This is a genomic window from Methylobacterium sp. Leaf469 (assembly GCF_001424745.1).
Taxonomy (GTDB): domain Bacteria; phylum Pseudomonadota; class Alphaproteobacteria; order Rhizobiales; family Beijerinckiaceae; genus Methylobacterium.
Genome location: NZ_LMRE01000042.1, coordinates 23,051 through 47,890 on the forward strand (window position 1 = coordinate 23,051; position 24,840 = coordinate 47,890).

Annotated in this window: 29 protein-coding genes; 11 read left to right on the forward strand and 18 right to left on the reverse strand. The window is 70.2% G+C overall.

Annotated features, from left to right (window positions below):
* Positions 1-47 precede the first annotated feature (47 nt).
* From ASG60_RS16985 to ASG60_RS17020, 8 genes are all read right to left on the reverse strand, one after another.
* A complete protein-coding gene (locus tag ASG60_RS16985) occupies positions 48-407 on the reverse strand; it encodes a DUF6867 family protein (protein ID WP_056261316.1) in 360 nt (119 codons plus the stop codon).
* Entirely contained in the window at positions 407-1,189 is a 783-nt protein-coding gene (locus ASG60_RS16990) for an ABC transporter ATP-binding protein (protein ID WP_056170852.1), read from the reverse strand. The genes ASG60_RS16985 and ASG60_RS16990 overlap by 1 nt, the downstream gene beginning before the upstream one ends.
* On the reverse strand, positions 1,186-2,106 hold the full coding sequence (locus ASG60_RS16995; protein ID WP_082515252.1) for an ABC transporter ATP-binding protein: 921 nt from the start codon (positions 2,104-2,106) through the stop codon (positions 1,186-1,188). Before ASG60_RS16995 ends, ASG60_RS16990 begins: the two co-directional genes overlap by 4 nt.
* Positions 2,103-3,407, reverse strand: a complete 1,305-nt coding sequence (gene livM, locus ASG60_RS17000) for a high-affinity branched-chain amino acid ABC transporter permease LivM (protein ID WP_056170908.1) — start codon at positions 3,405-3,407, stop codon at positions 2,103-2,105. The genes ASG60_RS16995 and livM overlap by 4 nt, the downstream gene beginning before the upstream one ends.
* Positions 3,408-3,479: 72 nt before the next feature.
* Positions 3,480-4,397, reverse strand: coding sequence for a branched-chain amino acid ABC transporter permease (locus tag ASG60_RS17005; RefSeq protein WP_056170850.1), 918 nt, complete (start codon positions 4,395-4,397; stop codon positions 3,480-3,482).
* A 224-nt stretch (positions 4,398-4,621) separates the two neighbouring features.
* Positions 4,622-5,035 (reverse strand): histidine kinase, encoded by a 414-nt coding sequence (locus tag ASG60_RS17010; RefSeq protein ID WP_056261319.1) that lies wholly within the window; start codon positions 5,033-5,035, stop codon positions 4,622-4,624.
* A 177-nt stretch (positions 5,036-5,212) separates the two neighbouring features.
* On the reverse strand, positions 5,213-5,563 hold the full coding sequence (locus ASG60_RS17015; RefSeq protein ID WP_056305221.1) for a hypothetical protein: 351 nt from the start codon (positions 5,561-5,563) through the stop codon (positions 5,213-5,215).
* 68 nt (positions 5,564-5,631) lie between these two features.
* Complete coding sequence (locus ASG60_RS17020) at positions 5,632-6,285, reverse strand: hypothetical protein (RefSeq protein ID WP_056386796.1); 654 nt, start codon at positions 6,283-6,285, stop codon at positions 5,632-5,634.
* A gap of 155 nt (positions 6,286-6,440) precedes the next feature.
* Between ASG60_RS17020 and ASG60_RS17025 the strand changes: the two genes are divergently transcribed.
* Both ASG60_RS17025 and ASG60_RS17030 read left to right on the forward strand, forming a co-directional pair.
* Positions 6,441-7,109 carry a response regulator transcription factor gene (locus tag ASG60_RS17025; RefSeq protein ID WP_056386798.1) on the forward strand — a complete coding sequence of 223 codons (669 nt, stop codon included), beginning with the start codon at positions 6,441-6,443 and terminating at the stop codon, positions 7,107-7,109.
* On the forward strand, positions 7,109-8,518 hold the full coding sequence (locus ASG60_RS17030) for a HAMP domain-containing sensor histidine kinase (RefSeq protein WP_082531810.1): 1,410 nt from the start codon (positions 7,109-7,111) through the stop codon (positions 8,516-8,518). Before ASG60_RS17025 ends, ASG60_RS17030 begins: the two co-directional genes overlap by 1 nt.
* Before the next feature lie 5 nt (positions 8,519-8,523).
* Here the strand turns inward: ASG60_RS17030 and ASG60_RS17035 are convergent, their stop codons facing one another.
* Positions 8,524-9,609 (reverse strand): 2'-deoxycytidine 5'-triphosphate deaminase, encoded by a 1,086-nt coding sequence (locus tag ASG60_RS17035; protein ID WP_056170833.1) that lies wholly within the window; start codon positions 9,607-9,609, stop codon positions 8,524-8,526.
* Positions 9,610-9,709: 100 nt separating this feature from the next.
* The gene (locus tag ASG60_RS17040) at positions 9,710-10,156 is read right to left on the reverse strand and encodes a hypothetical protein (RefSeq protein ID WP_056261323.1); all 447 of its coding nucleotides are present in this window, start codon (positions 10,154-10,156) and stop codon (positions 9,710-9,712) included.
* Positions 10,157-10,301: 145 nt separating this feature from the next.
* Here ASG60_RS17040 and apaG point away from each other — a divergent pair, with 145 nt between their 5' ends.
* From apaG to ASG60_RS17060, 4 genes are read left to right on the forward strand one after another with little or no spacing between them, the layout of a single operon-like run.
* On the forward strand, positions 10,302-10,694 hold the full coding sequence (apaG, locus tag ASG60_RS17045) for a Co2+/Mg2+ efflux protein ApaG (protein ID WP_056170823.1): 393 nt from the start codon (positions 10,302-10,304) through the stop codon (positions 10,692-10,694).
* 4 nt (positions 10,695-10,698) lie between these two features.
* Entirely contained in the window at positions 10,699-11,865 is a 1,167-nt protein-coding gene (gene argE / locus ASG60_RS17050; RefSeq protein ID WP_056386802.1) for an acetylornithine deacetylase, read from the forward strand.
* The gene (speG, locus tag ASG60_RS17055; protein WP_056170817.1) at positions 11,862-12,446 is read left to right on the forward strand and encodes a spermidine N1-acetyltransferase; all 585 of its coding nucleotides are present in this window, start codon (positions 11,862-11,864) and stop codon (positions 12,444-12,446) included. The genes argE and speG overlap by 4 nt, the downstream gene beginning before the upstream one ends.
* A 23-nt stretch (positions 12,447-12,469) precedes the next feature.
* Positions 12,470-12,754: a YciI family protein gene (locus tag ASG60_RS17060; protein WP_056170814.1), complete on the forward strand. Its 285-nt coding sequence runs from the start codon at positions 12,470-12,472 to the stop codon at positions 12,752-12,754.
* 132 nt (positions 12,755-12,886) lie between these two features.
* Here ASG60_RS17060 and ASG60_RS17065 read toward each other — a convergent pair whose 3' ends face one another.
* From ASG60_RS17065 to ASG60_RS17075, 3 genes are all read right to left on the reverse strand, one after another.
* Positions 12,887-13,912 carry an Hsp33 family molecular chaperone gene (locus ASG60_RS17065; RefSeq protein WP_056386803.1) on the reverse strand — a complete coding sequence of 342 codons (1,026 nt, stop codon included), beginning with the start codon at positions 13,910-13,912 and terminating at the stop codon, positions 12,887-12,889.
* Between the two features lie 165 nt (positions 13,913-14,077).
* Positions 14,078-15,025, reverse strand: coding sequence for an ornithine carbamoyltransferase (gene argF, locus ASG60_RS17070; RefSeq protein WP_056386805.1), 948 nt, complete (start codon positions 15,023-15,025; stop codon positions 14,078-14,080).
* Between the two features lie 41 nt (positions 15,026-15,066).
* Positions 15,067-16,260 carry an aspartate aminotransferase family protein gene (locus ASG60_RS17075; RefSeq protein ID WP_056386807.1) on the reverse strand — a complete coding sequence of 398 codons (1,194 nt, stop codon included), beginning with the start codon at positions 16,258-16,260 and terminating at the stop codon, positions 15,067-15,069.
* Positions 16,261-16,496: 236 nt separating this feature from the next.
* Here ASG60_RS17075 and ASG60_RS17080 point away from each other — a divergent pair, with 236 nt between their 5' ends.
* Both ASG60_RS17080 and ASG60_RS17085 read left to right on the forward strand, forming a co-directional pair.
* Positions 16,497-16,970 carry a RidA family protein gene (locus tag ASG60_RS17080; protein WP_056261335.1) on the forward strand — a complete coding sequence of 158 codons (474 nt, stop codon included), beginning with the start codon at positions 16,497-16,499 and terminating at the stop codon, positions 16,968-16,970.
* A 9-nt stretch (positions 16,971-16,979) separates the two neighbouring features.
* Positions 16,980-17,732 carry a glycerophosphodiester phosphodiesterase family protein gene (locus ASG60_RS17085; RefSeq protein WP_056170797.1) on the forward strand — a complete coding sequence of 251 codons (753 nt, stop codon included), beginning with the start codon at positions 16,980-16,982 and terminating at the stop codon, positions 17,730-17,732.
* A gap of 51 nt (positions 17,733-17,783) precedes the next feature.
* On the opposite strand, the gene ASG60_RS17090 is transcribed toward ASG60_RS17085, so the two are convergent.
* Positions 17,784-18,191, reverse strand: a complete 408-nt coding sequence (locus ASG60_RS17090; protein ID WP_162239262.1) for a hypothetical protein — start codon at positions 18,189-18,191, stop codon at positions 17,784-17,786.
* 180 nt (positions 18,192-18,371) lie between these two features.
* On the opposite strand from ASG60_RS17090, the gene ASG60_RS17095 reads away from it, so the two are divergent.
* Positions 18,372-19,616: a GNAT family N-acetyltransferase gene (locus tag ASG60_RS17095; protein ID WP_056361314.1), complete on the forward strand. Its 1,245-nt coding sequence runs from the start codon at positions 18,372-18,374 to the stop codon at positions 19,614-19,616.
* Between the two features lie 52 nt (positions 19,617-19,668).
* Positions 19,669-20,190 (forward strand): glutathione peroxidase, encoded by a 522-nt coding sequence (locus tag ASG60_RS17100; RefSeq protein WP_056386809.1) that lies wholly within the window; start codon positions 19,669-19,671, stop codon positions 20,188-20,190.
* Here ASG60_RS17100 and ASG60_RS17105 read toward each other — a convergent pair.
* Positions 20,160-21,134: a cation diffusion facilitator family transporter gene (locus ASG60_RS17105; RefSeq protein WP_056361320.1), complete on the reverse strand. Its 975-nt coding sequence runs from the start codon at positions 21,132-21,134 to the stop codon at positions 20,160-20,162. The genes ASG60_RS17100 and ASG60_RS17105 overlap by 31 nt on opposite strands.
* Positions 21,135-21,278: 144 nt before the next feature.
* Between ASG60_RS17105 and ASG60_RS17110 the strand changes: the two genes are divergently transcribed.
* On the forward strand, positions 21,279-21,710 hold the full coding sequence (locus tag ASG60_RS17110; protein WP_056261349.1) for an HIT family protein: 432 nt from the start codon (positions 21,279-21,281) through the stop codon (positions 21,708-21,710).
* A gap of 42 nt (positions 21,711-21,752) precedes the next feature.
* On the opposite strand, the gene ASG60_RS17115 is transcribed toward ASG60_RS17110, so the two are convergent.
* The 3 genes from ASG60_RS17115 to ASG60_RS17125 form a co-directional block, all read right to left on the reverse strand.
* Complete coding sequence (locus ASG60_RS17115; protein ID WP_056170772.1) at positions 21,753-22,160, reverse strand: PilZ domain-containing protein; 408 nt, start codon at positions 22,158-22,160, stop codon at positions 21,753-21,755.
* Positions 22,161-22,251: 91 nt separating this feature from the next.
* The gene (locus ASG60_RS17120; protein ID WP_056095294.1) at positions 22,252-22,479 is read right to left on the reverse strand and encodes a hypothetical protein; all 228 of its coding nucleotides are present in this window, start codon (positions 22,477-22,479) and stop codon (positions 22,252-22,254) included.
* A gap of 98 nt (positions 22,480-22,577) precedes the next feature.
* Positions 22,578-24,662 (reverse strand): NAD(+) synthase, encoded by a 2,085-nt coding sequence (locus ASG60_RS17125; RefSeq protein ID WP_056386811.1) that lies wholly within the window; start codon positions 24,660-24,662, stop codon positions 22,578-22,580.
* Positions 24,663-24,840: the final 178 nt, after the last annotated feature.

Below are 24,840 nucleotides of genomic sequence, written 5' to 3' on the forward strand. Positions count from 1 at the left end.
TCGTACCGCCCGGCATCCCGTGACGGCACGATCGCGTGGAATTCAGGTCACGGCGCGGCCGGCCGGTCGCGCCAGCTCAACGGGCCGGTGCGCTCGTAGAGCCAGGCGTATTGTCGGGTCATCTGACCCGCGCGGGTGAAGCGATAGGCGAAGGCCCCGACGGCGAGCGCGAACACGGCATCGACGGCGTAGGCCGGCGCGGACAGGAGCGTCCCCTCGAACAGGGCGTAATGCAGGAACCGCGTCACGGCCGCGATCAGCAGGAGCGCGAGGGCGCAGTGCCAGAACGGGCGCCAGCCGCGTGCCATGCCACTCCCGGTCATCCAGGCGGCCGAGCCCCCCATCGCCACGGTGACGAGGAGGAAGATGCCCAATGTCGCGCCGGTCAGCGCGAAGGTCTCCGGCATCAATGCTGTCCCCCTTCGAGGTAGGCGGCCTTCACCTGAGGATCGTCGAGGAGCGCTTGGCCCGTCCCGCTCATGGTGACGGTGCCCGTGACCATGACGTAGCCGCGATGCGCCAGCTTGAGCGCATGGTAGGCGTTCTGTTCGACGATGAACACGGTCAGACCCTCCGTGCGGTTCAGTTCGCGCACGGTGGAGAAGATCTGCTTGACCACCAGGGGGGCGAGGCCGAGCGACGGCTCGTCGAGCATGAGCAGGCGCGGCCGGCTCATGAGGGCGCGGGCGATGGCGAGCATCTGCTGCTCGCCGCCCGACATGGTGCCGCCGCGCTGGTCGATGCGCTCCTTCAGCCGCGGGAACAGGGTGCACATTCGCTCGAGATCTTCCGCGAAATGCTTTCCGCCGTTGACGGCCGCGCCCATCTGCAGGTTCTCGCGGACCGTCATGCGCGAGAAGATGCGCCGGCCCTCCGGCGACTGGGCGAGGTTGAGGCGCGCGATCTCGTGGGTCGGCAGCTTCGTGATGTCCTGACCCGCGAAGGTGATGGTGCCCTCGCGCGCCTGGGGCTGGCCGAAGATCGTCATCATCAGGGTGGATTTGCCGGCCCCGTTGGCGCCGATGAGGGCGACGATCTCACCCTCGTTCACGTCGATGTCGACGCCTTTCAGGGCGCGGATGCTGCCGTAATAGGCCGACACGCCGCGCACGCTGAGCAGCGGCGCCTTCGCTTCCGCCGCCTGGGCGCGGGTCTCGTCCACGAGGACGTTGATGCCGGCGACGCTCATGCATGGGTTCCTGCAAGGCCGACTTCGGCCTCGACGGCGGCGACTTCCTCGTCGTCGACGCCGAGATAGGCGGCGATGACCCGCGTGTCGTTGCGGATCGCGTCGGGCGTGCCGTCGGCGATCTTGATGCCGTAATCGAGCACCACGATCCGGTCGGAGATCTGCATCACCACCGACATGTCGTGCTCGATGAGGAGCACCGAAGTGCCGAACTCGTCGCGGATGAGGCGCAACAGAGTGTTGAGGTCCGCCGATTCCCGCGGGTTCAGGCCGGCGGCCGGCTCGTCGAGGCAGAGCAGGACCGGGTCCGTGCACATGGCCCGGGCGATCTCGAGGCGGCGCTGATCTCCGTAGGGCAGGTCGCCGGCCGGCTCGTCGGCCCGGCGGGTGAGGCCGATGCGTTCGATCCAGGCAGCGGCCTTCGCGATCGCTTCCTCTTGCGCCCTGCGGTAGCTCGGCAGGCCGAGGATGCCCGCCAGGCTGAAGGCGGAGGCCTTCATCAGGGGCTTGTGCATGGCGACCAGCAGGTTCTCCAGCACGGTCATCTGCGGGAACAGGCGGATGTTCTGGAAGGTGCGGGCGACGCGGGCGAGGCGATTGACGTCGTGTCCCGGCAGGCGCTCCAGCAGGTGGGTCTCGCCGCCCGACTGACGCAGCCGGATCATCCCTTCGGTGGGTTTGTAGAAGCCCGTGATGCAGTTGAAGACCGTGGTCTTGCCGGCGCCGTTCGGGCCGATGAGGGCGGTGATGTCGCCGCGCCCGACCTTGAACGAGACGTCGCCGACGGCGGTGAGGCCGCCGAAGCGCATGGTGAGGTGATCGACCACGAGGATCGGATCGGCCGGGCCCCCGGGAACGGCGGCCGGGGGCTCGTCCTTCAGGGTGGCGAGGCGGGTGAGACCGGTGGCGTCGCTCATCGGGCGCGCGCTCCCAGGCGCACGGAGGGCGTGCGCTCGGAGATGAGGCCGCGCGGACGCCAGACCATCATCGCCACCATGGCGAGGCCGAACAGCAGCAGGCGGTACTCGTTGGGGTCGAAGCCCTCGCCGAACACCGCCTTGAGGAAGCCGAGGTTGCGCAGCAATTCGGGCGCCCCCACCATGGCGATGGCGGCGACGGCCACCCCGAGTTGGCTGCCCATGCCGCCGAGCACGACGATGGCGAGGATGATGGCGCTCTCGAGGAAGTTGAAGCTTTCCGGCGAGACGAAGCCCTGCCGCACGGCGAAGAACGAGCCGGCGAACCCGGCGAACATGGCGCCGAGCGCGAAGGCCGAGAGCTTGGTGATGGTGGTGTCGATGCCGAGCGACCGGCAGGCGATCTCGTCCTCGCGGAGCGCCTCCCAGGCGCGGCCGAGCGGCAGCCGGCGCATCCGCAGGGTGACGAGGTTGGTGACGAGCGCGAGCACGAGGATGAGGTAATAGAGGAAGACCACCCGGTGCATCGGGTTGAAGGCGAGGCCGAAGACGTTGGCGAACCCGCCCTCCCCGGCCGTGAACGGAATCCCGAAGAAGCTCGCCCGCGGGATCGACGACAGGCCGGCGGACCCGCCCGAGAAGTCGACCCAGTTGATGAGCACGAGGCGGATGATCTCCCCGAAGGCCAGGGTGACGATGGCGAGGTAATCGCCGCGCAGGCGCAGGACGGGAAAGCCCAGCAGCACGCCGAAACCCGCCGCGAACAGTCCGGCCAGCGGCAGGCAGACCCAGAACGACAGGCCGAACACCGTCGAGAGCAGGGCATAGGAATAGGCACCGACGGCGTAGAAGGCGACGTAGCCGAGGTCGAGGAGGCCGGCGAGGCCCACCACGATGTTGAGGCCCCAGCCGAGCATCACGTAGGTGAGGATGAGGATGCCGAGATCGATCCAGTAGCGCCCCTCCGACAGGCCGCCCGACCCGAGGGCGGCGAGCAGCGGCAGGGTGAGGGCGACCACGAGGGTGAGGGGCCCGATGATCCGGCCGGGACGTGCGACGCGGGCGGGGGCCGTCGACTCCGCCTCCGCCAGGGTCCGGATATCGCGGCGGCGCGAGACCTCGCCGAGCACGAGGCGCTGGGCGAGCCGCAGGACGAACACCGCCGCGCACAGGCCGGCGACGAGGCCCCAGCGGCCGGTGAGTTCGAGGCCGGTGCCCTGGCCGAGATCCGTGCGGTAGGCCACCACCGGGATGGCGAGGCCCAGGGTCACCAGGGCAAAGAGCGCGGCATCCTTGATCATTTCGGGCAAGGCGGCGCCGGAGCGGCGCGCCACGGTCGGGGCCACCCGGCCGATCGTCGTACCTTGAGCCACCTAGACCTTCTCCACTTCGGGGCGCCCGAGGATGCCGGACGGCTTGAAGATGAGCACCACGATCAGGATCAGGAACGCGGCGACGTCCTTGTACTCGATGGAGAAGTAGGCCGACCAGAACGTCTCGATGAGGCCGATGATCAGGCCGCCGAGGACGGCGCCCGGCAGGGAGCCGATGCCGCCGAGCACGGCCGCCGTGAACGCCTTCACGCCGGGCACGAACCCGTCCGAGAACGAGACCACGCCGTAATACAGGAGGTAGAGGGTGCCGGCGACGGCGGCGAGTGCGGCGCCGAGCACGAAGGTCAGCGAGATGGTGCGGTCGACGTTGATGCCGAGCAGGGCCGCCATGCGCCGGTCCTGCTCGCAGGCGCGCTGGGCCCGGCCGAAGGAGGTGCGCTGGACGAGGTACCAGAAGCCGGCGAGCAGGAGCGCCGTCGTCGTCATGATGATCGCCTGCTTGTAGGACAGGGTCACGGTGTACTGCGCGTTCTCGTAGAGGACGATCACGTCGCGCACGAGGGGCGGCACCGGCTTGTTGCGGGCGCCCTGCACCACCTGGACGAAGTTCGACAGGAAGATCGACACGCCGATGGCGGAGATCAGCGGCGCCAGGCGGAACGAGCCGCGCAACGGTCTGTAGGCCGCCCGCTCGATGGCCCAGCCCCACAGGGCGGTCAGCACCATGGCGAGGATCAGCACGATCAGGAAGACGAGGGCGACGGAGGTCAGCCCGAGCCAGGTCGTGAGGATGAGGAAGAAGATCAGCGCGATGAAGGACGACAGCATGAACACGTCGCCATGGGCGAAGTTCACCATGCCGATGATGCCGAACACCATGGTGTAGCCGAGCGCGATCAGACCGTAGATCGACCCGAGGGTCAGCCCGTTGATGAACTGCTGGGCGAAGAATTCCATGGGCGCCTTTTCCAGAACCGGGCGCCATCGCGGGACCGATCAGCTTGAGCGGACAGGCCTCGCGAATGACGTGCCAGCTTGGCATGTTCCGAACGGGGGGCAACGGTCAATCCTCGGTGCCCATCCTCCGTGCACGGTCGCCGGCTCCTGAAACACGAACGGCCCGGCACAGGGGTGCCGGGCCGTCCTCGCAGTGAGACGCGAGAGCCGCTCGCGGTGGAGGCTTACTTCAGGAGGGAGACCAGGGCCTTGCCGGCCGGGGTCTTTAGTTCCTTGGCGTCGAGGGTGCCGTCGTTGTCCGGATCGGCGGCCTTGAAGCGGGCTTCCACGAGGGCGAGGTACTCGGTCTTGTCGAGGGTGCCGTCGCTGTCCGGATCGGCGGCCGTCAGGGCCTTCTTGCTGACGCGGCCCTTGAGCTCCTTGGCGTCGAGGGTGCCGTCCTTGTCGGCTTCCAGCTTGTCGAACCGCGCGGCGGCCACGGCCTGGACTTCCTTAAGATCGACCGTGCCGTCGTTGTCGGTGTCGACCATCGAGAGCACCTTCTGCGCGCTCGGCTCCTTCGCCGAGGCCGGCAACGTCAGGGGGAGCGTGAGCGCCACGGCGCCGAGGGCGGCGGTCAGACGGAACAGTTTGGACATGGAAGAACCTCTCTCGGGCAATCGCCATTGCCACTTCATCACGGGCGAACGGTCGAAAATCTATTTCATGCCGCAGTGCAATATTTCAACCCCCGCCCCGGGGTGAACCGGTAGAATCCTGCCGGTTCGGCGACCTTCGGGACGGGCGGCGCGGTGGGCCGCCCGTCCCGCGCCCGGTCAGTCGCGGGGTTTCGGAGCGGGACCGGCCGGTGCCGGCATCGCCGCGAGCTTGTCGAGCATCTGCAGGGCAATCTCGGCGCAGGCCTTCATCGGTTCGTCGGCGGCGCATTTCACGTCGAGGGCGGTGTCGCCCCGCTCCAGGCGGAACTGCGCGGCCTTCGGCGGCGGAGGCGGGGCGTCGGGGCCGCCACGGGGGCCGCGCGGGCCGCCATGGGGCGGTGGAGGCGGCGGCGCGCCGGCTTCGGGTCCGGTTTTCGGACCACCGGGCGGCGGCGGAGCGGGCTGGGCCACGGCGGCGGACGCGCACAGGATCGCGGCCGCGCTCAGCAGGGCGAGGGTCTTGGTCATGGGTGGAACTCTCGGTGAGGGTGCCCGTGAGGCACCGAGGCTAGGAACGCGGACCGGAAGGCCGGGGTTCAGAAGACGCGCTTCTCGCGCACCTGACCGTCGAAGCCGACATGGAGGTGGCGCTCGCGGCCATCCGCGCCCTTGGCCGCGACGTCGAGGTGGCGTGGTCCCCGGCCCGTGACGCGGATGTCGGAATAGCCGGCGGCCTCCACCTGGGCCGTCAGGGCGGGCACGTCGGCCTTCGGGCCGAGGCCCACCTTGTCCTTGGCCCAGTCGAGGGTGCCGGGGGGCGGGCCGCCGGCGGGGCCGACCACGACCTTGGTGCCGTCGGCGCGGGTGATCAGCGCGGCATGGAGGAAGCCGTTCTCGAACCGGCCCTGGACGGTGACGGCCTCGCCGGTCGTCACCAGGGTGCCGCCCTCGCCGCGCTTGCCCGTCTCCACCAGGGCTTTGCCGGTGCCGTCCTGCACCACGAACTTGTTGCCGTAGATCTCGGCGACCGTCCCCTTCGCGGCGATGGCGGCGGAGGGCTTCAAGTCCGAGACCGCGACGGGCTCCACCGGCGTGAGGGTCGCGGTGTCGTTCTGCGCCAGCGACAGGCCGACGGCGCCGAAGGCGAGGGGGGCGGCGATGGCGCCGGCCACGAGGGTACGCTTCCTGGAACGCTTGGCCTTCTTCGGGGTCAGGTCGGTGGCGGTCCGGTCGATGGTGTCGGTATTCATGGTGTCGGTGTTCCTGTCGGCGTTGCCCTTTCGGGTTGACGCCGTTCTAGGGAAGCCCCGCCAATCCAATCTGAACCGCGCGGTTCAGCCCCGGTTAAACCCAACGGCGTAGCCCGCCCCTTCCCATCCGCCGCCGCCCACGGATTCCGCGCCCGATGAAGATCCTGCTCGTGGAGGACGACGCGCCGCTGGCCGCCGAGATCGCCAAGACGTTGCGGGCGGAGAACTTCGCCCTCGACCACGCCGTGAACGGCGAGGACGGCCAGCACCTCGGCGAGACCGAGACCTACGACGCCGTGGTGCTCGATCTCGGCCTGCCCAAGCGCGACGGCATTGGGGTGCTCCAGGCCTGGCGCGGAGCCGGTCGGACGGTCCCGGTGCTCATCCTCACGGCGCGCGACGGCTGGAGCGACAAGGTGGCGGGCTTCAAGGCCGGCGCCGACGACTTCCTGGTCAAGCCGTTCCGGGTCGAGGAACTCGTGATCCGCCTGCGGGCGCTGGTGCGGCGCGCCACCGCGCACGGGGCGAACCGCGTCGTCTGCGGACCCCTGACATACGATTCAGGGCTCGGCACCTTCGAGCGCGACGGCCTGCCCCTGAAACTCACGGGCCTCGAATGGCGGGTGCTGTCCTGCCTGATGCTGCGCAAGGACGGGGTGGTGCCGCGCGGCCAGCTCATCGAGCGAGTCTATGACGGCGACGCCGACGTCGATTCGAACTCCGTCGAAGTCATCATCACCCGCCTGCGCCGCAAGATCGCCCCGGCCCGCATCGAGGGCGTGCGCGGCCACGGGTATCGCCTGATGCCGGGCGAGGCGGCCTGATGCCGCCGCCGCGCGAGTCGGAGCCCCCTGCCCCGCCCGCTCCGAAAGCCGAGGGCGTGGCCGGGCCGTTCCATCTCGGTTCGCTTCAGCGCCGGCTGCTCGCCGCCGCCCTGGTCCTCGTCACCGTCGCCCTCGTGGTGGCGGGCGTCGCCATCGGGCTCGTTCTGTACCGCTTCGTCCGGGGCCAGCTCGACAGCCGGCTCGACAGCCAGCTCGTCGCCCTCGCGGCCGGCCTGGAACGCGGCCCCGGCGACCGCTTGCGGCTCGCGCGCAACCTCGACGGGCCGCCCTTCGACCGGGACCGGGCCGGCTGGTACTGGCAGGTGCGCCAGGGCGGCACCGTCCTGCGCTCCGGCGCCCTGGAGGGCCGCGACCTCGCCGTCGAGGCGGGACGCCCGGAGCGGGACGACACGGATCGGCCGCGCCCGGCCGACGGCACCGGCCCGTGGGGCGAGAGCCTGATCCTGCGCGTCCTCACCCTGCCGCCCGCGCCTGGCGTGCCGCCCGCGATCCTCGTGGCCTCGGCGCCGTCCGCCGCCCTGCGCGGCCCCTTGCGCGAGGCGGCCGGCGCCCTGGCGCTCATCCTGGGCCTCCTCGGTGTCGGTCTTCTGGCCGGAGCCCTCGCGCAGATCCGCCTCGGCCTCAGGCCCCTGGAGCGCCTCCGCCGCGACCTCGCGGAGGTTCGCGCCGGGGGCCGTGCCCGCGTGCCGGGCAAGCAGCCGGCCGAGATCCGCCCCCTGGTGGCGGAGGTCAACGCGCTCCTCGACCAGAACGCGGTCAACCTCGAGCGCGCCCGCACCCATGTGGCCAACCTCGCCCACGGGTTGAAGACGCCGCTCGCGACCCTGTCCCTCGCCTTGTCCGACCGGTCCCGCGACCCCGACGGGACCCTGGCCAGCCTCGTCGGTTCGATGGATTCCCAGGTCCGACACCATCTGCGCCGCGCGCGTGCGGCGGCCCTCGGTGGAGCCACCCGCGCCCGCACGCCCCTCGCCGGACCCGTCGCGGATCTGCGCACCACCTTCGCGCGGCTCTATGCCGAGAAAGGGCTCGTCATCGACGTCACCCTTCCGGCCGGCGCGGCCGTCGCCTGCGACGCCCAGGACCTCGACGAGATGCTCGGCAACCTCATCGACAACGCCTGCCAATGGTGCCGCGGCTACGTGCGCGTTGGTGCGGTCAGCACCGCATCCGGCCTGGTGATCACCGTGGAGGATGACGGGCCGGGCCTCGCTGCCGAGGCCGCCGCCGAAGCGGTCCGGCCCGGGCGGCGCCTCGACGAGACCGTGCCGGGCAACGGCTTCGGCCTGTCCATCACCCAGGAATTGGCCGAACTCTACGGCGGCGGCCTCCGCCTCGACCGCTCCGGCCTCGGGGGACTCCGCGCGGCCCTGACCCTGCCGGTGTGACGCCCTCAGGCGAAGTGCTTCGAGAGCTTCAGCCCTTGCGCCTGATAGTTCGAACCGGCCCCGGCCCCGTAGAGGGTCGCCGGCACCTCGGCCATGCGCTCGTAGACGAGGCGGCCGACGATCTGGCCGTCCTCGAGCAGGAACGGCACGTCGCGCGAGCGTACCTCCAGCACGGCCCGGGCGCCGGCCCCGCCGGCCGCGGCAAAGCCGAAGCCCGGATCGAAGAAGCCGGCGTAATGCACCCGGAACTCGCCCACGAGGGGATCGAACGGCACCATCTCGGCGGCGTGGTCCGGCGGCACCTGCACGGATTCCTTCGAGGCCAGGATGTAGAACTGGCCCGGATCGAGGATCAGGGCGCCCGAGCCGTCGGCGGCCAGCGGCTCCCAGAACTCGGCCGTCCGGTGCGCGCCGGGTCTGTCGACATCGACGAGGCCGGTGTGGCGCTTGGCCCGGTAGCCGATGAGCCCGTCGAAGCCGGAGAGATCGATGGAGACGGCGATGCCGCCCTGGAACGACGGCTGGCCCGCATCGACCAAGGGCGTGTGGGCGTGAAGCGCCGCGAGCGCAGCGTCGGTGAGGCGCGGATCGCCCCGGCGGAAGCGTATCTGCGACAGGCGCGAGCCCGTGCGCACCTTGACCGGGAAGGTGCGTGGGGAGATCTCGGCGTAGAGCGGGCCGTGATAGCCGGCCTCGACCTGATCGAACGCCGTACCCCGATCGGTGATGACCCGGGTGAACACGTCGATGCGCCCCGTCGAACTCTTGGGGTTGGCGCTGGCGGCGAGATCGGCCGGCAGGGCGAGGTGCTCCTGCAACTCGGCGATGTAGACGCACCCCGTTTCCAGCACGGCGCCCTGGGTCAGGTCCATCTCGTGCAGCACGAAGGCCTCGATGCAGGCCGCGACCGTGCGGGCGCCGGGCAGGAAGCTCGTGCGGACGCGAAACACCCGGGCGCCGAGGCGCAGATCGAGGCTCGCGGGCTGGATCTGGTCCGGGGCGTAGGACGTGTCCGGCCGGATCGCCCCGGCCTGCGTCAGGGCCGCGATCCCCTGCGCCGCCAGGATGCCGGTGCGCGCCTCTGTCTGCATCACGTCCGGCCCTTCGCTTCGCCCGCACTCGATCGGGCGCCTCGTGTCGATGAGGATCGCCGAATTCGCGGCAGTGTCGCGGCGACGGCCTAAGGCCGCGTTAAGCTTCCGGCTCCTCGGGAGTCGCGAGCACGATCTGCGCGAGCACGATCCGCGCGAGGGCGAGGCGGGCGAGAGCCCCCATGGTGACGAGGCCGGCCAGCGCGCTCGCCAGGACGGGAAAGCCCGCCGGCCAGACGATCAGGCCGAAGCCGAACAGCACCGCGCCGAGGCCCGCGCCCGGCCCGACGGCGAGCACCACCGAGGGCATGCCCACCATGCGGGGCGACGGCCCGGTCCGCCGCGCGACCCGGGCGCCGGCCATCCGCGACAGCCCGTCGAGGGCGAGGGCGGCAACGAGCGCCGCGGCGGCCCAGGTGTTGGCATCCGGGGCGTGCCACGCGAAGGCGGCGGCGAGCCCGGCCATGGCGAGGCTGGCGAGAAGCCCCCGCGTCGGGGTTCCCCCCGGAAGCGGCGGAGAACCCCGCGAAACCGTCTCGTCGACCACGCAGGCTGGTCCTCATTTTTCCGCGGGTGTCCCCGCATTCACCACGATTGACGCGGTTTTCGCCGGGCCGTACCACGACGCCCTGAGCTTGTCGCGATCCTGGGTCGCGCCCGGGTCAGGCCCGGCCACGGAGGCGTTGAAGGCGATGTACAAGGCTCAGACGCGTGGGATCAGCGTGACGGTGATGCCCCGCTTCGTCGAGGAGGAATCCTCGCCGGACGAAAGCCGCTACTTCTTCGCCTACACCGTGGAGATCGTGAACAACGGCTCCGAGCAGGTGCAACTGCGCTCGCGCCACTGGCGGATCGTCGACGGGCGCGGCTCGACCCAGGAGGTGCGGGGCGCCGGCGTCGTCGGCAAGCAGCCCGTGCTCGAACCGGGCGAGTCGTTCAGCTACACCAGCGGCTGCCCGCTCTCCACGCCCGACGGCCTCATGGCCGGCAGCTACACCATGGCGACGAATGCCGGCGAGAGCTTCGAGGCCGAGATCCCCGCCTTCTCCCTCGACTCGCCCCACGTCCGCCGCAGCGTCCATTAAGCTCATGCCCGGCCCGCGCCCCGAGACCCTCGACCTGCTGGCGCGGCTCGTGGCCTTCGACACCGAGAGTTCGAAGTCGAACCTCGCGCTCATCGACTTCGTCTGCGGCTACCTCGCCGATCTCGGCGTCCCGCACGTGCGCATTCCCGACGCGACCGGCAGCAAGGCTGCGGTCTTCGCCACCATCGGCCCGATGATCGACGGCGGCATCGTGCTCTCCGGCCACACCGACGTGGTGCCGGTGACGGGGCAGGCCTGGAGCACCGACCCCTTCACCCTGCGCGTGGCGGACGGGCGGGCCTACGGGCGCGGCGCCGTCGACATGAAGGGCTTCTGCGCCCTGGCGCTGGCGGCGGTCCCGGATTTCCGCGCCGCCGACCTCAAGCGCCCGATCCACATCCTCCTGTCCTACGACGAGGAGACCACCTGCCTCGGCGTCGCCGACACCATCGCGCGCTTCGGCGCCGACCTGCCGCGCCCCGGCGCCGTCATCGTCGGCGAGCCCACCGACCTCGAGGTCGCCGACGCCCACAAGAGCATCGTCACCTATATGACCACGGTGCACGGCCACGAGGCGCATTCGGCCAAGCCGATGCTCGGCGCCAACGCCGTGATGGCGGCGGCCGACCTCGTCTCCGAATTGAACCGCATCGCCGATGCGATGATCGCGCGCGGCGACGCGTCGGGCCGGTTCGATCCGCCCGCCACCACCGTGCATGTCGGCACGATTTCCGGCGGCACGGCCCGCAACATCCTGCCGAAGCTCTGCACCTTCCACTGGGAGTTCCGGGGCCTGCCCGACCTCGACATGAGCGAGATCCCGGCCCTGTTCCAGGCGAAGGTGGACAGCGTGCTGAGGGAGCGGCTCAACCGCTACGGCGATTACGGGCGCATCGAGACCCTGGAGGAGGTGGCGGTGCCCGGGCTCGCACCCGAGCCCGGCTCGGCGGCCGAGCACCTCGCCCTGCGGGTGGCGGGGCGCAACCACACGGTCTCGGTGCCCTACGCCACGGAGGCCGGACGGTTCCAGGTGGCGGGTATCCCGACCGTGGTGTGCGGCCCCGGCTCCATCGACCAGGCCCATCAGCCCGACGAGTACATCACCCTCGCGGCCATGGAGGCCGGCGAGGCGTTCATGCGCCGCCTGATCGACGAATGCCGCGTCCCATGAGAACCGTCACGGCCCGCACCATCGCCGCCGACGGCCCGGTCAAGCTCCGCCCGCTGGAGCGCGAGGATCTGATGTTCGTGCATCAGCTCAACAACAACGACAGCATCATGCGCTACTGGTTCGAGGAGGCCTACGAGTCCTTCGCCGAGTTGGCGCAGCTCTACGAGCGCAATATCCACAACCAGACCGAGCGGCGCTTCATCATCGCCAATGCCGACGGCGAGCCCGCCGGTCTCGTGGAGCTCGTGGAGATCAACCACCTCCACCGGCGCTGCGAGTTCCAGATCGCGATCCACCCGATGTTCCAGGGCCAGGGCTACGCCCCCCGCGCTACCCGCATCGCCATGGACTACGCCTTCAGCGTGCTCAACATCCACAAGCTCTACCTGCACGTGGACAAGGACAACGCCCGGGCCGTGCGCATCTACGAGCGCTGCGGCTTCGTCCCCGAAGGCATTCTCAAGGACGAGTTCTTCGTCAACGGCAAGTACCGCGACGCCGTGCGGATGTGCCTGTTCCAGCCGGAATATCTGGCGCGCCGGGGCAGCGGCGAGATCGCCGAGCCGGTGCTGAAGGCCTGACGACGCCGCCAAGGGATATGCGTATGATCGTCGTCTCGCTCACCTACGTCAAAAGCACCGAGGAGGCCGACCGCCACATGGCGGACCATCTGGCGTGGGTGAAGCGGGGCTATGCCGAGCACGGCTTCCTCGCCTCCGGCCGCAAGGTGCCGCGCACCGGCGGGGTAATCCTCGCCCGCGGCCCACGCGCGGAGATCGAGGCCTTCATCGAGACCGATCCTTTCCGCCAGCACGGCATCGCCGACTTCGAGATCACCGAGATCGACGTGACCACGGCGATCGAGGGACTGGAGGCCTTGAAAGGCTGAGCCCAGTCCTCGGTTCTCATACGGTTTCCGGCTGATCAGTTCGGTGACGCGGTATAATGCGGGCTCCCTCTCCTTCCAGGAGAGGGAGCCCGTCGCGCCCGCTCGATCCGAAGTGATCAGGCGGACACCGTATCAGTCGGCCGCGACCTGCGCCTCCACCTCGGCCGGATCGAGGTCGTAGCGTCGCGAGCAGAACTCGCAGGTGATGCCGATGCGGCCGTCGTCGGCGACCATGTCCCGGCGCTCCTGGGGCGAGAACGACACGATCATCGCCATGACCCGCTCGGGCGAACACCGGCATTGTTCGCGCACCCCCTGCGCCTCGAACACCCGCACGCCGCGCTCGTGGAACAGGCGGTAGAGCAGGGTCTCGGACGACACCGCCGGATCCACCAGTTCGTGGTCCTCGATGGTCGAGACGAGGCTGCGGGCCTCGACCCAGGCGTCGTCCTCGGAGACGCCCTGGGCGTCGAAATGGGCGTGGCCCTCCGGGATGTCGCCGGGGGGCAGGTCGGCGAGCCGCGCCCGGTCGATGGATTGCGGCAGGAACTGCACAAGGAGGCCACCCGCCCGGTAGGTGGTGGTCCCGTTCGCGTATTCCTCCGCCACGGCGAGGCGGACCTGGGTCGGAATCTGCTCGGATTGACGGAAATACTGGTGGGCCGCCTCCTCCAGGCTCTGACCCTCCAGGGCGACGACGCCCTGGTAGCGGCTGCTCTGCGGCCCCTGGTCGATGGTCATGGCGAGGTGCCCCTGCCCAATCAGGTCGTGACTTTTCAACGGGGAGCTTCCCAGGGCCTGGACACGACCGGCATCGAAGCGCGCCGTGGCCCGCACCCGGTCGGGGGCCTCGAAATCGACGACGATCATCTCGACCGGGCCATCGGTCTTGGTCTGGAGCTGGAACCGGCCCTCGAACTTCAGGGACGAGCCAAGGAGAACGGTGAGGGCCGCCGCCTCGCCGAGCAACCGCGCCACGGGGTCCGGGTAGCCGTGCCGGCGCAGGATGGTGTCGACGGACGGACCGAGGCGCACCACCCGGCCGCGCACGTCCAGCCCCTCGACGGCGAAGGGCAGCACCACGTCGTCGTCGCCCTCGATGACGAGGGCCGGGGCGACGGGGTCGGGTCCGGCGGGGCGTTCGTATCCGGCAGTCATGGCATCTCCCTTCGGGGGCGGGCGAACGTGGGCCGTCCGAAGCGCCGAGCGGGGCGTTGCCTCGGCACTCGGCGCTCCAGCCCCTCCGTCGTCCGGCTCGAGCCGTTCATATAGGACGCGACCGCCGCTCGCGCGACGGGGGACACGATGCCTCGGGGCGTCCCGTCAGAGGGCGTGCAGGCACCAGGCCAGGATGCCCTTCTGGGCATGCAGGCGGTTCTCGGCCTCGTCGAAGATCACCGATTGCGGGCCGTCGATGACCTCGGCCGTGACCTCCTCGCCGCGATGGGCCGGCAGGCAGTGCATGAACAGCGCGTCCTTGGCCGCCGCCGCCATGAGCTTGGCGTTCACCTGATAAGGCGAGAGCAGGTTGTGGCGGTGATGGTCGTCCTCGTCGCCCATGGAGACCCAGCAATCGGTCACCACGGCGTCGGCGCCGTCGACGGCCGCGTAGGCATCGGTGGTGCAGTTGACGGCGGCGCCCTGCGCGCGGGCCCAGTCGAGGAGCGGCTGCGGCGTCGAGAGCTCCGGCGGAGCGGCGACGTTCAGGGTGAAGTCGAACCGCGCGGCGGCGTGCACCCAGCTCGCCAGCACGTTGTTGGCGTCGCCCGACCACGCGACGGTGCGGCCCTTGATCGGCCCGCGATGCTCCTCGAAGGTAAGCACGTCGGCCATGATCTGGCAGGGATGCGAGACCTTGGTGAGCGCGTTGATCACCGGCACCTCGGCGTGCTCGGCCAGTTCCAGCATCAGGTCGTGGTCGAGGATGCGGATCATGATCGCGTCGACGTAGCGCGACAGCACCCGGGCGGTGTCGCCCACGGTTTCGCCCCGGCCGAGCTGCATCTCGCCGCCCGTCAGCATCAGGGTCTCGCCCCCGAGTTCGCGCATGCCGACATCGAACGAGACCCGCGTGCGGGTGGACGGCCGGTCGAACACCATCGCGAGGGTCTTGCCGATCAGCGGCCGTTCGGCCGCGATCTCGCCCTTGCGCCGACGACCCTTGATGGCGGCCGCGGCGTCCAGCACCGTGCGCAGCTCCTGCGCCGAGAAGTCCTTGAGGTCGAGGAAGTGGCGCGGGCCGGGCCCGGTCCCGTTGAGGGTGGTGGTCATGGATCCGTTCTTCGTCTGACGGTTCGTCGTGGGACCGGCCATCACGCGGCCGCCCCTTGTGCCGGGGTCTTGAGTGCGGTGGCCGTCGCGTCGAGGCGCGCCACGGCCTCAGTCACGTCGGCATCGGTGATGATGAGCGGCGGCAGCAGGCGCACGACGTTGTCGCCCGCCGGGATGACGAGGAGGTGCATGTCCCGTGCCGTCGCGGCGAATTCGGTGTTGGGCACGCCGAGCTTGAGCCCGAGCATCAGCCCGTCGCCGCGGATCTCCTGGATCACCCCGGGGTGGCGGTCCTGCAGGGCGGCCAGACGCTGCTTGAGCAGCAGGCCAACCTGTCCGACCCGGTCGAGGAAGCCGTCGGCCAGCACCACGTCGAGGACGGCGTTGCCCACCGCCATGGCCAGCGGGTTGCCGCCGAAGGTGGTGCCGTGGGTGCCGGCGGTCATGCCGCGCGCGGCCTCGGCCGTGGCGAGGCAGACACCCAGCGGGAAGCCGCCGCCGATGCCCTTGGCGGCGCTCATGATGTCGGGCGTCACGCCGGACCATTCGTGTGCGAACAGCCGGCCCGTGCGACCGACCCCAGTCTGGACCTCGTCCATGATCAGGAGGAGGCCATGCGCGTCGCACAGGGCGCGCAGGGCGCGCAGGTGCTCGTGCGGAATCACCCTGACGCCGCCCTCGCCCTGGATCGGCTCGATCATCAGGGCGGCGGTCTCCGGGCCGATGGCGGCCTCCAGCGCCGCGAGATCCCCCGTCGGAACCTGATCGAATCCGTCTACCTTCGGGCCGAAGCCCTCGATGTACTTGGCCTGGCCGCCGGCCGCGATGGTGGCGAGCGTCCGCCCGTGGAACGCGCCCTCGAAGGTGATGATCCGGAACCGCTCGGGGTGGCCGCCGACCGCATGGTACTTGCGCGCCATCTTGATGGCGGCCTCGTTGGCCTCGGCGCCCGAATTGGCGAAGAACGCCACGTCGGCGAAGGTCGCGTCCACGAGGCGCCGGCCCAGCCGCTCGCCGTCGGGAATCTCGAACAGGTTCGAGGTGTGCCAGAGCTTTTGCGCCTGATTGGTCAGGGCGTCCACGAGGTGGGGATGGGCGTGGCCGAGGGCGTTCACCGCGATCCCGGCGCCGAAATCGAGGTATCGCTCGCCGTCGCGCGCCACGAGCCAGGCGCCCTCGCCACGCTCGAAGGCGATGGGGGCGCGGGCATAGGTCGGCAGAAGAGCGGATGTCACGATCCCGACTCCGTGTCTCGCGGCGTCCGAAGGCGACCGCACCAAATGAAAGTGCCGCCTCGGCAAGGGGGCGGCACGCGCGCGATTACTAGAGAAAAGCCCAATTCTGTCAATGACGGGAGGGGTTCACACCTCCGACATGACGGCCCGCTACGCCGTTCGCGGAGGTGCCTTGCGTGCCACGCGCGGACATGGTCAGAGCCCCTCGGAACGGTTTCTCAGGAGATGCGACGCGCATGAGCACGGCCAAGGAACGCCTGGAGGCCATGGGCCTCACCCTGCCGAAGGCGGCGGCCCCCGTGGCGAACTACGTGCCGTTCGTCCGCACCGGCAACCTCGTGGTGATCTCGGGGCAGATCTGCTTCGGGCCCGACGGCAAGCTCGACCCGGCCCATCTCGGCAAGCTCGGCGCCGAGGTCTCGGTTGAGAACGGCATCGCGGCCGCGCGCCTGTGCGCCATCAACGTCCTGGCCCAGGTCCAGGCGGCCGTGGGCGACCTCGACCACGGCGTGGTGCAATGCGTGCGGCTCGGCGGCTTCATCAACGCGGTGCCGAGCTTTTCCGGCCTCGCCGGCATCATGAACGGCGCCTCCGATCTCATGGTCGAGGTGCTGGGCGACCGGGGCCGCCACGCCCGCGCCACCGTAGGCGTCGCCGAACTCCCCCTCGACGCGGCCGTCGAGGTCGAGGCGATGTTCGAGGTCAAGTGAGCGTTTGAGTTGAGCGTCAACGCACCGGCCTGGCTCACCGCCCGGCCCATCGCCCATCGCGGCCTGCACGACCGGGGGGCCGGTGTGCCGGAGAACACGATCGCGGCGGCGAGCGCCGCGATTCACGGCGGCTACGCCATCGAGTGCGACGTGCAGCGCAGCGCCGACGGCGAGGCGATGGTTTTTCACGATGCCGGGCTCGGCCGCCTGACCGGGATTCCGGACCCGGTTGCGAGCCTGTCGGCCGCGGCTTTGCGCGATCTCGCGGTCGCCGGCTCGTCCGAACGCATCCCGACCCTGCCCGACTTCCTCGCCGCCATCGCCGGGCGTACGCCCCTCGTGATCGAGGTGAAGTCGCGCTACGACGGCGACATGCGCCTCCTCGAGCGCGTCGCCGAACTCGCAGCCGCCTATGCGGGCCCCGTGGCGGTCAAGTCGTTCGATCCGCAGCTCGTGGCGGCCCTGCGCGACCGCGCGCCCGGCATCCCGCGTGGCATCGTCGGCGAGACCCGCCAGGACGACCCGGCCTACGCCGCCCTGCCCCCGAGCCTGCGCCGCGCCCTGTCGGACCTGCTGCATTTCGGCGAGACCGAGCCGGACTTCCTGTCCTGGCGGGTGGACGACCTCCCCTGCGCGCCGACCCATCTCTGCCGGCTGCTCGGCGGACGCCCGGTGATGACCTGGACCGTGCGGACACCCGACCAGCGGCGTCACGCGCAAGCGCATGCCGACCAGATGGTGTTCGAGGGGTTTCTGCCCTGAGCGGCGTCTGCCCTGGGAAGACTCCCGCCCCGAGAAGTCCTCGTCGGCGGACTACCGCGCCAGCGGCTTCAGCCCATCCAGGAAGGCGGAAACCTCGCGGCGATTCCACGACGCACCGTTGTTCCAGAAGTTGAGCAGGGCAACGTGGTTGAGGCGCACCCATGCGATCACGCGCGGAAGCGCAGCACGCGAAAGGGTGCCGGGTAAAAAGTCGTCGCGGGGCTGCGGGTCCGGGCCGATGGAGACGATGAGGCAGGGCAGAGTTCTGCCCGCGCGATCGGGATACCACTTCACCCGAGGGCCATGCGCGCCCAGTGCCGTCGAGATGAAGATCGTGCCAGGAATGTTGGTGTCCTGTTCGTCGAGATTGGCCATCTCGATCAGGACGTCTTGGGCGAAATCGTCCGGCGGCGTGCGGGACGGATGCGTCTGCCCGGCATGAACGTCCATCAATCCCATCGTCTGCCCCTTCCGAAGGCACGTACCGCGTCATCTTGAGCTTGCGGATCCGTCCTTGCAAGCCCCACCAACCTTGCGAGCGACCAACGCCGGACGTCGGTGACGACGGACATCCCTGCGACGGTGCGCGGCTCCGCTCGCCCTTGGCCCCTCCGCCGGCGGGGCCTAGATTGCCTCCTCATGGACACGCCCGACGCAGCACCCGACGCCCCGGCCGAAACCGTGACCACGTTGCAGGTGCGTGCGGTCCAGGGCCTCGGCCAGATCGCGGCGGCCGAGTGGGATGCGTGCGCGACCTCGCCCGAGACCCTGTCGGCCGGCGACGAGACCCACAACCCGTTCACCTCCCACGCCTTCCTGTCGGCCCTGGAGGATTCGGGCTGCGTCTCGCGCCACACCGGCTGGCTGCCGCTCCACGTGGCGGTCGAGCGCGAAGGGCGCCTCGTCGGGGTGGCGCCGTGCTACCTGAAATCCCACAGCCAGGGCGAGTACGTGTTCGATCACGGCTGGGCCGACGCCTACGAGCGGGCCGGGGGCGCCTACTACCCGAAGCTTCAGGTCAGCGTGCCGTTCACGCCGGTGACCGGCGCGCGCTTCCTCATCGCTCCGGGGCAGGACGTGAACGAGGCGGCCTCGGCTCTGGTGGCCGGCCTGCGCGCCCTGCGGGCGGAGACCAAGGCGTCCTCGATCCACGTCACCTTCATGCAGGAGCGGGAATGGGCGCAGGCCGGGGAGCTCGGCTTCCTCCAGCGCGTCGACCAGCAATTCCACTGGGACAATGCCGGGTATGCGAGCTTCGAGGATTTCCTCGGGGCTCTGGCGTCCCGCAAGCGCAAGGCGATCCGGCGGGAGCGCCGGGATGCCCTGAGCCGCGGCATCACCATCGAGCACGTCACCGGGGCCGATCTGAAGGCGGAGCACTGGGACGCGTTCTACGCCTTCTATTCCGACACCGGTGCACGCAAATGGGGCCGGCCCTACCTCAACCGGAAGTTCTTCGATCTCGTCGGTGAACGGATGCCCGAGCGAGTGCTGCTGATCCTCGCCCGCCGCGAGGGGGAGATCATCGCGGGCGCCATCAACTTCATCGGCGACGTCGCCCTCTACGGCCGCAACTGGGGCTGCGTCGAGGATCATCCGTTCCTGCATTTCGAGGTCTGCTACTATCAGGCCATCGACTACGCCATCGCCCATGGCCTGAAACGGGTCGAGGCCGGGGCGCAGGGCGAGCACAAGCTTGCGCGCGGCTATCGACCGGTGCTCATGCACTCGGCCCACGACATCGCCGACCCGGCCCTGCGCCGCGCCGTGGCCGACTATCTCGCGCGCGAGCGCGCGCACGTGGTCGAGGCGGCCGACGTCCTCGACACCCTGACGCCGTTCCGGCGCGACGGGGCGGAGCGGCCGCCCGAGGAGCCCGCGTGAGCCCGACGGGGATCAGACCCGCCGGCGCCAGATCCACCCCCGAGGGGACCCGATGACCAGCCTGTACGATCTCGTTCCACGCGCCGCCGACGGCACGCCGTATCCGCTGGCGCGGCATCGCGGCCGGGTGCTCCTCGTCGTCAACACCGCCTCGCAATGCGGTTTCACCGGGCAGTATGCAGGGCTGGAGGAGATGTGGCGCCGGCACCGCGACGCCGGCCTCGTGGTGCTGGGATTTCCCTGCAACCAGTTCGGCGCCCAGGAGCCCGGGGACGCCGCCGAGATCGCCCGGTTCTGCAGCCTGACCTACGACGTCACGTTTCCGGTTCTCGCCAAGGTGGCGGTCAACGGCTCTACCACCGATCCGGTCTTCGCCCATCTGAAGCGGGAGAAGCCGGGCCTCCTCGGGCTCACCGGCATCAAGTGGAACTTCACGAAGTTCCTCGTCGGGCGCGACGGGCGCGTGATCGCCCGCTACGCCCCGAAGACCAAGCCTGCCGATCTCGATGGGGCGATCGCGCAGGCGCTCGCCGCGCCGGCGCCTCAGGCCCCGGCGGGTGCCGCCGCCGGGTAGGCCGGCGCCGTGTCCTTCGACTGGATCTCGATGAACACCCGGGTGACGTCGGGGCTCCGCGCCTTCAGCTTGCCTTCCAGGCGGCCGACCATCGCCTCGATGTTGCCGGCGCTCAGGGTGTCGTCCATGTCGAGGCTGACGTTCACCAGGATGTCGGACGGCCCCATGTGCTGGGTCAGTACGGCGTTGACGTTGTGGACGCCCGGCTCCGTGCGCACCACCTCGCGGATGGCCGCGACGAGGGCGGGGTCCGCCGCCTCGCCGATGAGCAGGCCATGGGTCTCGATCATCAGGAAGCCCGCCATGCCGATGAGGATCGCCCCGATGGCGATGGAGGCCCAACCGTCGAGGTCGGGCATCTCGAGCACGTGCGCCAGGATCACGCCCGAGAGGGCCACCACGAGGCCCATGAGAGCGGCGACATCCTCGACGAGCACCGTGAACAGGGCCGGGTCCTTGCTGCGGCGGATGGCCGTGAGCGGCGGGCGGCTGCCCTTCTCGGCCCAGAACGACTTCAGGGCGACGGCGCAGGAATAGCCCTCGGCCAGAACCGCGAAGCCCAGGATGCCGACATTGACCCACAGGCCCGGGATCGTGTGTCCGAACACGTGCGCGTCCGAGACCGGCTCGGGATAGTGCAGCTTGTGGATGCCCTCGTAGACCGCGAAGGCGCCGCCGCCGAGGAAGATGAACAGCGCGACGATGAAGGCGTAGAAGTAGATCTCGCGGCCGTAGCCGAACGGATGCAGGGCATCGGCCGGGCGCTTGGCCCGCTTCATCCCGACGAGGAGCAGGATCTGGTTGGTGGTGTCCACCATCGAATGGACGCCCTCGGCCAGCATCGCCGAAGAGCCGGTGAAGAACGCGCCGACGAACTTCGCCGCCGCGATGGCGAGGTTGGCGCCGGCGGCGGTGTAGATGGCGCTCGTGCTTTCGTGGGCCATGTGGGTCTCGTCCGGAAAAAGCCGGGGAAAGCCCAGGCGTCGAACCCTGCAACGCATGGGGCAAGGCCAAGGTTCGGTCGGTAGACGCGCGGGGGACGCCTGTGCATCGTGGCGCCCGAAACGACCCGACCGGAGCGAGCGACCGTGACCGCAGCCTATGACCCCCAGAACATCTTCGCCAAGATCCTGCGCGGGGAGATCCCGGCGCAGAAGGTCTACGAGGACGACCACACCCTCGCCTTCATGGACGTGATGCCCCAGGGCGACGGCCACACCCTGGTGATCCCGAAAGCCCCGGCCCGTGGCCTGCTCGATGCCGACCCGGCTTCGCTGGCGGCGGTGGCGGCGACGGTCCAGCGCGTCGCCCGCGCGGTGAAGGCGGCCTTCGCCGCCGACGGTCTGACCGTGTTCCAGTACAACGAACCGGCCGGCGGCCAGACGGTGTTCCACCTCCACGTCCACATCCTGCCGCGCTTCGACGGCGTGGCGCTCGGGCGCCACTCGGGCGGCATGGCCGATCAAGGTGTTCTGGCCGATCACGCGGCGCGCATCCGGGCGGCGTTGGAGACGGCGTAGCGCTTGCACACCCCGGATTCCGGGGGACCGCTCGGGCCGGCCTCAGCCGGCGTTGACGGTGCCCTCGGCCGGAGCGGCCGCCGCGCCCATGAGCAGGCGGCGCAGGGCCGCGTTCTCGGCTTCGAGTTCGCCGACCCGGCGCATCAGCATCAGCATGGAGCCCGGATCCTCGGCGGGAGCCGGCATGGGCGCCGGCACGGCCTCGTCCAGAAAGGTGATGCCGACGCCGTCGGCCCGGCGCCAGGCCAAGGTCGAGCGGTAGGTCCTGTCCTTCTGCGGGATGTAGAGGTCGAAGGATTCGGGAAGGGTGGTGGTTTCGCTGAGGGCCAGGCGCGCGCCGGACGCCGACATGTCGCGCACGAGGCAATCCATGCTCGACGCACCCTTGTTAAACAGGATCCGGCCCTTGAGGAACGTCCTCTGCCGTACTTCCCTGCGATGCTCCGACATGGGGCGCGATCTCCGTTCACCGCTCGCGATGACGGATCCTGACACGCGCCCCTTAAGGAATGATCGCCGGGATCGGCGACTCGATCGCGTCTCAGTGGAAGCGGCTGTCCATGGTCTGGAACAGGTAGAATCCGTTGAATCGCACGGCCGTCTCCGCCGCCCGGTCGTCGAACTCGATGGGGGCCGCGCCGAGATCCGCGATCTTGCCCCCGAACGACCAGTGCCCGCCGCCGAGGAAGTGCGGCACCGCGCGGCTCTCGGGCACGGCGCAGCAGAGGCCCTCGACGGTCCTGAGGCAGAAAACGTTGTAGTTCTGCATCGGTCAACCTCCGATTCGCCCACCCACCGGGAGACGTAGCCGGACAATCGGACGGGTTTGTGTCGGCTCCCGGTCCGGCGGCCCTTTCGGTCTCGGGCTCAGCGCTCGGGGACGTTGCGCTCCAACTCGTCCAGCCACGCTCGGGCCGAGCCGTCGGAGGGCGCCCGCCAGTCGCCACGCGGCGACAGGGCGCCCCCGGCCGAGACCTTCGGCCCGTTCGGCAGGGCCGAGCGCTTGAACTGGCTGAAGCCGAAGAAGCGTTTCAGGAACAAGGCGAGCCAGCCGCGGATCTCGGGCAGCGCGTAGGCCCGGCGCTCGCCGCGCGGAAAGTCCGGCGGCCAGGCCCCCGCGCGCGCGTCGCCCCAGGCGTGGAGCGCCAGGAAGGCGATCTTCGAGGGCCGGAAGCCGTACCGCAGGATATGGAACAGGTTGAAATCCTGCAGGGCGTAGGGGCCGATCACATCCTGCGTGCTCTGCGGCCGGGCACCCGCATCCACCGGCACGAGTTCCGGCGAGATCTCGGTGCCGAGGATCGCCTCCAGGGTCGCGCCCACGTCTCCGTCGAACTGTCCCGTGCCGACCACCCAGCGGATCAGGTGCTGGATCAGGGTCTTGGGCACGCCGGCATTGACGCCGTAATGGCTCATCTGGTCGCCGACGCCGTAGGTGCACCACCCGAGGGCCAGTTCCGACAGGTCGCCCGTGCCGATGACGATGCCGCCCTGCTGGTTGGCCAGCCGGAACAGGTAATCCGTGCGCAGGCCCGCCTGCACGTTCTCGAAGGTGACGTCGTAGACGGGCTCGCCGCGCCCGAACGGGTGGTCCATGTCGGCGAGCATCTTCGTCGCCGTGTCGCGGATGTCGATTTCCCGGGCGGTGGTGCCGAGGGCCGCCATCAGGGCGTAGGCGTTGGCCTTGGTCTCGTCCGAGGTGGCGAAGCCCGGCAGGGTATAGGCCAGGATGTTCGAGCGCGGCAGGCCGAGGCGGTCGAAGGCCTGGGCCACGACGATGAGGGCGTGGGTCGAATCGAGGCCGCCCGAGACGCCGATGACGGCGCGCTTCGTGCCCGTCGCCGCCAGGCGCTGGGCGAGGCCCGCGACCTGGATGTTGTAGGCCTCGTAGCAATCCTGGGCGAGGCGGGCCGGATCGGCCGGGACGAACGGAAATCGCTCGACCCGTCGCTTCAAGCCGAGGTCGCCCCTGGGCGGATCGAGGCGGAACCCGACGCGGCGACAGGCCGACCCGCGGGCCCGGGCGTTGTCGTCGAAGCTTCCGGTCTGGAGCCGCTCCTGGGCGAGCCGGTCGAGGTCGATGTCGGCGAGGGTGACGACGGGGGTGTCGGCGAAGCGCGCGCCCTCGGCGAGGCGCTCGCCCAGTTCGTCGATGCTGGTCTGGCCGTCCCACGACAGGTCTGTGGTGGATTCTCCCATCCCCGCCGCAGCGTAGACGTAGGCGCACAGGCCCCGCATGGAGGCGGCGCGCGTCAGCAGCGCGCGGGATTCCGCGCGGCCCACGGTGATGGGGCTGCCCGATGGGTTGGCCAGCACCGTGGCGCCGGCCAGCGCCAGATCCATGCCGGGGGAGGCGGGCACCCACAGGTCCTCGCACACCTCGATGCCGAGCACGAATCCCGGCACGTCGTCGGCTTCGAACAGCAGATCGGTGCCGAACGGAACGGTCTGGCCGCCGATCCGGATCGTCTGCCCGGTGATGCCGGCCCCGGACGCGAAATGGCGCTTCTCGTAGAATTCCCGATAGTTCGGCAGGTAGCTCTTCGGCACCACCCCGAGCACCCGGCCCCGGTGGATGGCGAGGGCGCAATTGTAGAGCCGGTGGCCGGCCCGCAGGGGGGCGCCGACCACCAGTACCGTGGCCAGCCCCTCAGAGCCCGCCCGCACCGCCTCCACGGCCGCCTCCACGGCCCCCTGGATCGTGGCCTGCAGGAGCAGGTCCTCGATGGCGTAGCCGGACAGGCAGAGTTCGGGAAACACCGCCAGCGCCGCGCCGTGAACGTCGCAGTCCCGCGCGAGCGCCAGGACGGCCGCGGCATTGGCCGCCGGATCGCCCGGGTGGCTGCGCCCGGTGCAGGCCGCGGCCCGGGCGAAGCCGTGGGTGTAGAGCGAGCGGAAGGGCTGGGCGGCGCAAGTCGGGGCGGGGCTGGTCTGGGCCGGGGGAGCGGTCAAGGGGCTGGGGGTCCGTAGGGGAGGGGCCGTAGGGATCTGGTGAGCCATCCTAGTCCGATCCGCCCCGTCCCTCCAACGGCCGTCGGCCGGTGGCGCAAGCGTCTGTTAACGACGATGGTCCTAACTCGTGGGTGAACCGCGCCCCTCCCGGCAGCGGACCCGCTTCGAGTAAATCCGG